This window comes from Microcystis sp. M53602_WE12, from assembly GCF_030065455.1.
Taxonomy (GTDB): Bacteria; Cyanobacteriota; Cyanobacteriia; order Cyanobacteriales; family Microcystaceae; genus Microcystis; species Microcystis aeruginosa.
On sequence record NZ_JASJFB010000399.1, the window covers coordinates 1 to 6,719 of the forward strand.

General features: G+C 42.7%; 7 protein-coding genes. 3 read left to right on the top strand and 4 right to left on the bottom strand.

Annotation, left to right across the window (positions count from 1 at the left end):
• Positions 1–265 precede the first annotated feature (265 nt).
• Positions 266–1,543, top strand: coding sequence for a recombinase family protein (locus tag PX482_RS13475; RefSeq protein WP_002759474.1), 1,278 nt, complete (start codon positions 266–268; stop codon positions 1,541–1,543).
• A 91-nt stretch (positions 1,544–1,634) separates the two neighbouring features.
• Entirely contained in the window at positions 1,635–2,795 is a 1,161-nt protein-coding gene (gene corA / locus PX482_RS13480; RefSeq protein WP_288058598.1) for a magnesium/cobalt transporter CorA, read from the top strand.
• 62 nt (positions 2,796–2,857) lie between these two features.
• Here corA and PX482_RS13485 read toward each other — a convergent pair whose 3' ends face one another.
• The 4 genes from PX482_RS13485 to PX482_RS13500 all read right to left on the bottom strand — a co-directional run bounded on the left by PX482_RS13485 (position 2,858) and on the right by PX482_RS13500 (position 5,225).
• Positions 2,858–3,031 carry a hypothetical protein gene (locus tag PX482_RS13485; protein ID WP_002804198.1) on the bottom strand — a complete coding sequence of 58 codons (174 nt, stop codon included), beginning with the start codon at positions 3,029–3,031 and terminating at the stop codon, positions 2,858–2,860.
• 545 nt (positions 3,032–3,576) lie between these two features.
• Entirely contained in the window at positions 3,577–4,086 is a 510-nt protein-coding gene (locus tag PX482_RS13490; protein WP_288122546.1) for a tetratricopeptide repeat protein, read from the bottom strand.
• A gap of 24 nt (positions 4,087–4,110) precedes the next feature.
• Positions 4,111–4,623 carry a hypothetical protein gene (locus PX482_RS13495; protein WP_002759468.1) on the bottom strand — a complete coding sequence of 171 codons (513 nt, stop codon included), beginning with the start codon at positions 4,621–4,623 and terminating at the stop codon, positions 4,111–4,113.
• Positions 4,624–4,739: 116 nt separating this feature from the next.
• Positions 4,740–5,225 carry an allophycocyanin subunit alpha-B gene (locus PX482_RS13500; RefSeq protein WP_002759464.1) on the bottom strand — a complete coding sequence of 162 codons (486 nt, stop codon included), beginning with the start codon at positions 5,223–5,225 and terminating at the stop codon, positions 4,740–4,742.
• Positions 5,226–5,457: 232 nt separating this feature from the next.
• Between PX482_RS13500 and PX482_RS13505 the strand changes: the two genes are divergently transcribed.
• Positions 5,458–6,237, top strand: coding sequence for a slipin family protein (locus tag PX482_RS13505; RefSeq protein ID WP_002759460.1), 780 nt, complete (start codon positions 5,458–5,460; stop codon positions 6,235–6,237).
• Positions 6,238–6,719: the final 482 nt, after the last annotated feature.

Below are 6,719 nucleotides of genomic sequence, written 5' to 3' on the forward strand. Positions count from 1 at the left end.
GGGGGGAAAATTCAGGTACTTTTTCCCTGAAAATTAGGTAATTGACTACCTCAAAATCGGTAAAACCCCACACCCCACACCCCACACCCCACACCCTGCCCCCAGGAAAAGCTTTTTCAGCAAACCCTATCTAAATTACTGGTTAAGACTGTCTATGAGTGCCGGAGTTGGGAGCGGGGAGAGGTAGTTCGAGCATTTGTACTAAACTTTTCAAGACGCGGTTTCAAGGCAGTACAGCTTATCTATACCAGGATTTCGGCAAAACATGAAAATTATCGCCTACACCTATACCAATCCCCTGCTTGATAGTCCCCCCGATGCCTCGATTTGGGACCATTCTCCCGAACAAGTGTATCAGGATTTTGGCGATCGCTCACAACGGCAGCAACTGCTCCGCGATTGTCAAGGGACTCCCCCCCGACTGCTGATCCTACGTCGCCTAGCAGAATTGGGAGACAATGGCACAGAAGTTAGCAAAATTTTACAATCCTTAGAAGCCCTCGACATAGATATAATTGCCCTAGAAGACCCAGATTATAAGCTGAATTTTGCCAAGATTCTGCAAGAAATATCAAAAAACGAACTAAGTAATCGTTTAAAAGCAGGTCACGCTCACAATCGTCTGCAAGCTTTGCCTCCCCCCGGAAAAGCACCCTACGGTTATCGTCGTGGCAAGGAGCGTTATATACTCGATCGCAGTACCGCGCCAGTAGTCAAAGACTTTTTTGATCGCTTTTTGATTTCCGCTTCCCTGCGTTCCACGGTGCGCTATCTAGAAAAACGCTATGGTAAGAAGATATCGGTAGCTACTGCCCATAAATGGCTGACCAATCCCGTTTATCGCGGCGATTTGTGCTATCTCGGTCAAGATATTATCCCCGATACCCACACCCCGATTATCTCCCGGGAAGAAGCAGCCCAGATCGATCGCATCCTGAGAAATAATCGCAAATTACCCCCCCGCAGTGCCAGCGCCCCGCGTTCCTTAGCGGGTTTAGTCGTCTGTAGTCAATGTCAATCGGGGATGACGATTACCAAAGTGACAGCGCGAGGAAAGGGTCTAGAATACCTCTATTTGCGACCTTTGCAATGTCCCCGGACAAAAAAATGTTCGGCGATCGCTTATGAAAAAATTCTCAATAGCACAATCGAGCGCATTTGTCAAGACCTACCACCGACGATCGCTCAGATATCTTTACCGGATTTAGAGGGGATCAAACGGGGAATGAGCGAGGAAATAGGGCAAAAAAACGATATTTTGTCCCAATTGCCCTCCCTAGAAGCGGCGGGAATTTTAGATCAAGAAACGGCTAATCTACGGGCCTATAAACTGAAAAACGAGATCGCGCAGATTCAAGGACGTTTAGACCAATTACCCCCCGATAACCTGACTATTATCGCTCGTGCCGTTGCTTTTCCGCAATTTTGGCGAGATTTATCGGAAATCGAGCGCCGTTTTTATTTTCGCGAGTTTATCCGTCGCATCGAAATCGAGAGAGAAACGGCTAACAATTGGCATTTACGTTTAATCTTCGTTTTTTAAGAGTCTCGGACAATCTTAAAGTTAGCTAAAAATTGAGGAATTTTTGAGTGATCAATGCTAAGAAAAAGGCCAACAGCGATCGATCTCAACTATGAGCAATAACAAAAGATTAACTAGGTATAAAAAAGGGCGAAAATCCTCCCAGACAAAACCCCACCTTTATGATTATCACTATAATCAACCCGGGACGATGCCGGGGTTAATCACCATCGATGAAAATGCCGTTGCTACCGAGATATTTTTAGTTAATTATAATTCTCAACAAGCCACTAGAGTTAATAATCTTTTACCTCAAGACTGTCTTAAATATTTATCCAATGATTCCATCTCTTGGATTGATATCGTCGGTTTGGGTAATGAGGATAAACTGCAAGAGTTGGGGGAAATTTTTCATTTACATCCCTTAACCCTTGAGGATATAGTCAGTATTCCCCAAAGACCAAAAGTGGAAGAATGCGAGAATTATCTTTTAATTATAGTGCCAATGGCCATCCTGATCGATCATCAGGGTTTTTTGCTAGAACAAATCAGTTTAATAGTCGGGAAGAATTATGTTTTAACCGTGCAGGAAGAAGGACAATACGATTCTTTAGAGGGAGTTAGGGAAAGAATACGTTTAAATAAAGGTTCCATCCGGCAGCAAAAATCGGGTTATTTAGCCTATGCGATTTGGGATGCCATTATTGACGGTTATTTTCCTGTTTTAGAGTCCTACGGAGAAAGAATCGAGGAGTTAGAAAACGAAATTTTAGCTAGTCCCACGGAACAAATTTTATCAAAAATCTACCAACTGCGTCAGGAATTACTCTCCCTGCGACGAGCAATTTGGCCGCAAAGGGACACCCTCAATGCGCTTTTACGCGATGAGTATATTGTCATCGATACAACCATTAAACCCTATCTAAGAGACTGTTATGACCATGTGGTACAAATTCTCGATGTTATCGAAAATTACCGGGAATTTGCCAATGGTTTAATGGATTTTTACCTGTCTTCCGTGAGTAATAAAATGAACGAGATTATGAAAACTTTAACGGTAATCTCGACGATTTTTATCCCGCTCACCTTCATTGTCGGTATTTATGGCATGAACTTTAATACTGATAAATCCCCTTATAATATGCCCGAATTAGAATGGTATTGGGGCTATGTATTCGTCTGGGTGTTGATGCTAACGGTTGCTTTCAGTTTAATCATTTTCTTTTGGCGACGCGGCTGGTTTAAGAACCTATCGACAGTGAAGAAAAGATAAACTGTTAAGCAGATTAGACAGACTGGATTACCTTGCCGGCATCTAGCAAGAGAAAATGGCTATCACAGAGAAATTAATAATTTAGTGTCTGCGGTATTTTTTAACACTTTCAGTTGATGGCTTCTAATTTTGTCCAACCAACTATAGTGCTGGTTGTGACATTGATAGACGATATCGATGTCACCAATCTCTAACTTAACCTGAGCCAAGTAGTTTTCTAGTTCGCTAATTTTCATAACCAATCTCGCTTGCGCTGAAGGACATCAACCCTAAACCAAGAATTATCCCTAAAGGATAGGGGTGACTACAGTTACTATTATAGGCCGACCATAATTCTTAAAAAAGTTCTTATCTAACAAAGTTAGCTAATGTCAGGGTTAGATGATATTAGCGAAGTTTCTTTCTAGTCGTCTAGGGGGCAGGGCTATTCCTAGGTAGGGTCTGCTGAAAAAGTTTTTCGTGGGGGTAGGGTGTAGGGTGTGGGGTGTAGGGTTTTACCCATTTTCAGGGGGTCAATTACCTAATTTTCAGGGAAAAAGTGCCTAAATTTCCCCCCCGATCACTCCAAGGGCTGGCACTTTTTGATTTCAAAAAAGCCTAAAAATATTATCCAACAAGATTTTTAGATTTATTCAGCAAACCCTAGCTAAAGTGGCTAATTTACCGAAGAAGGGCCGCAGTAATGCCCAAGCAATGTCGATAATCGCAACAAGTCAAGAAATAAAAAATTCTCGATATTGTCTTTCACTTCGCCCAACTTCGATGATTAATTCTTTTTTCATTACTTTTTAGGTTCTGGGGGTGGCTGTTTAGAAGCTGCCGCAATCGCTTGATTTAAGCGAGTTAATTCTTCTTTAAACTTCGGTTCTTGGGGATAGTTTTTGACTAATTTTTCTAGGATACTTTTAGCTCCAGAAACGTCTTGAGTTTGTAATCTTGTTCCATAAAGAACTAGCATAACTTCCAGATTGTCGGGATATTTTTGATATAACTTTTCTAAAGGTTCTCTGGCTCCGATAAAATCTTTTAACTGTAAGCGAGCTTGGGCCAGTCCTTGCAAAGCAGTGGGGTTATCTGGTTCACGTTCGAGAATTTTCTCGTAACCTTTGACCATTTCTTCTAATTTTTCGGGGGGAATAGTTGCCTGTTGCCCGGGTTGATTGCCTTGGGGGGAATTAGAATTATTATTTTTCAATAAACCTAAAGTTGGCACCACCATTAAAGCCAGAAATACTAAACCAGAGGAAACAATTAAGACTCGTTTGAGCGTATCGTTATTTTTTTTGGGCATACTTTTTAAAGATTAGAGATAAGATTAATCGGTAGTAACTCGATGAAATTCGTGACCCCAAAGATTATAAGCCCAAATTCCCAAGCCAAAACTACCTAAGCAGAGGATGGTGAGCATCAGGAAAACTTGCCACCTATTGTAACCTGCTTCCTGAAGTTCTAGACGACCAAGGATAGTGGCGGCTAAGAGGATTAAAACTCGACTAAATACCGCCCACTTGTGGAAGATAAAGACTACCGCCAAAGACCAGCCGAGAATTGATAATACAGCACTAATATCGTTTTTAAACCAACTGCGGAAAAATAGCGGCATTAAGTGACTAAACAGAGTTAATCCTAGGGCAATTGAGAGGATAACCCCTACCGCTAGGATATAGATGATGATTTCTAGCCATTCGCTAGTGAGAGTCCAATTCATCTCATCACCGCGGGCAAGTAACCAATCACTCCATGATAAACGCTCATGGGCGATCGACCAGCCAAACACCCCATAGACCGATGGAATCAGAAAAGTAAGTAGTATAATGCGCCAAAACATAATCAGTTATCAGTTATCAGTTATCAGTTATCACTGAAAAAAGTCAAGCCTGAACCCTGAAAGAGACGAAAATTGCCCCTTTTCAGACTTCAGGCCCTTGGGATTGTCCCGATCGCTTAGGACATATACTGGATGATAAAGTCGAAGTAGGGGGCTGCTTCCACGGCATCCTCTTGAGTCAAAAGACCTAAAGCGGCCTCTTTGAGACAACGAATCGCCTCCACCATGCCGGGGACGGGAACATTAAGAGAGTTATACATCTCTTTGACCCCGATCAGACCGGTTTGTTCGATCGGTCCTTTGTCTCCGGCTAATACCCCATAGGTAACTAGACGCAGATACCAACCATAATCGCGCAAGCATTGATTATATTGACGCTGACCGTAGGCATTGCCCCCCGGCGCTCTATAATCGGGACGTTTCTTGAACAGTTGTTTTTGAGCCTGATCGACGATTTTTTTCTCATTGTCAGCGAGAGTTTCGGCAATGCGAATTCTCTGCTCACCGGTTTTTAAAAATTGCCCGATACCCTGTAGTTCACCACTACTAGGATAACGAAGTTCGTCGTCGGCTTTGAGGATGACTTGGCTAACTACGCTCATAATATCAAGGTAAATTCTGATAACATTCTGTAGTTTATCTCAGGTCGGGGTCTGGAAGTCGAGTCATCCCTGCTGGTTGGGCAATTCCTAAAAATTGTAATATTTCGTTATGAGTTTCCCCGACAGCCCGGTTACTCTCTAGAATGAATGTATTAGTGGTCAGGAGCGAGGAGATGGCAATTGAGATGTCACCGCACACCGATTAACTTGAACCCGATAAGTGGTAATTAATATGGAATTTTTAGCATCCTTCCTATTGATAGCGGGCATTCTGGGGTTAAATGGCTTTAAAATCGATCGAGAATACCAGCGTGGTGTTATCTTTCGTCTAGGGCGTTATCAAGACACCAAAGGCCCCGGACTGTACTGGATCATTCCCCTAGTTGACCAAAAAATGCAGCTGGATATTCGCACCAAAACCGTCGATATCGCCCCGCAAGAAACTGTCACCGCCGATAATGTCACAATTAAGGTTAATGCGGTTCTCTACTATCGCATTATCGATCCTAGCAAAGCGATTAACAAAGTCGAATCCTATTCTGCGGCCGTTTACCAAGCGGCCATGACCACTTTAAGAAATGTAGTTGGTCAAAATCGTCTCGATGATGTCTTGCAAAAACGAGACAAAATTAATCAAGCAGTCCAACAAATTGTCGATGAAATTAGCGAACCTTGGGGCATTGATATCGAACGGGTGGAGATGAAAGATGTGGAAATTCCCACCGCTATGCAGCGAGCTATGGCCAAGGAAGCGGAAGCATTGCGAGAAAAACGCGCCCGTTTGATTAAAGCTGCCGCAGAACAGGAAGCCTCCCTAAAATTAGCGGAAGCTTCCCGATTAATCATGGAAAATCCCGCCGCTTTGGAATTACGCCGCCTACAAATGTTAACGGAAATTGGAGCGGAAAATAACACCAGTACCATCATTATGATCCCCTCCGATATCTTAAATCTTGCTCAAAAATTAGCCGAAAAACCATCACAAAATATTGTCAATAGCCAAAAGGGTTAATTTTCTCTGGTGTGTTAGACAAACCTAACGGGTGTATCTCATTTTTGTAAATCTACCAAGTTGGCATTTTTAATGGGAAACTCTCTGCTAAAATCGGGCGTTACTTCCGATTTTATTACTCAATCCAAGCTTTTGGGGGGTTCTACCCCCCAAACCCCCCGTTGGGGGCGTGGCGCCGCCCCCAAACCCCCCGCGCATTAGTTTTTCGGTGGGATGCTTACAGGCAGCTGCTGATATATCTGTAATAATCTAAGAGTCACTCGACCGAATCTAAGACCTAATTGGTTAAGCCAAAAGCTTTGATATCTGAACTTCCCCCATACATATATACCACAATAGCTGAAAACCCTTATCCATCAATGGATGCACCCCCTTAACTTATCTTAATGTACCCATGTAATTTGTAACATTTCTTAATGGAAAAGAATTCTCTCCATTTGCTAAAATGATAGCCATGTATATAGAAAAAGTTCCTAACCGTA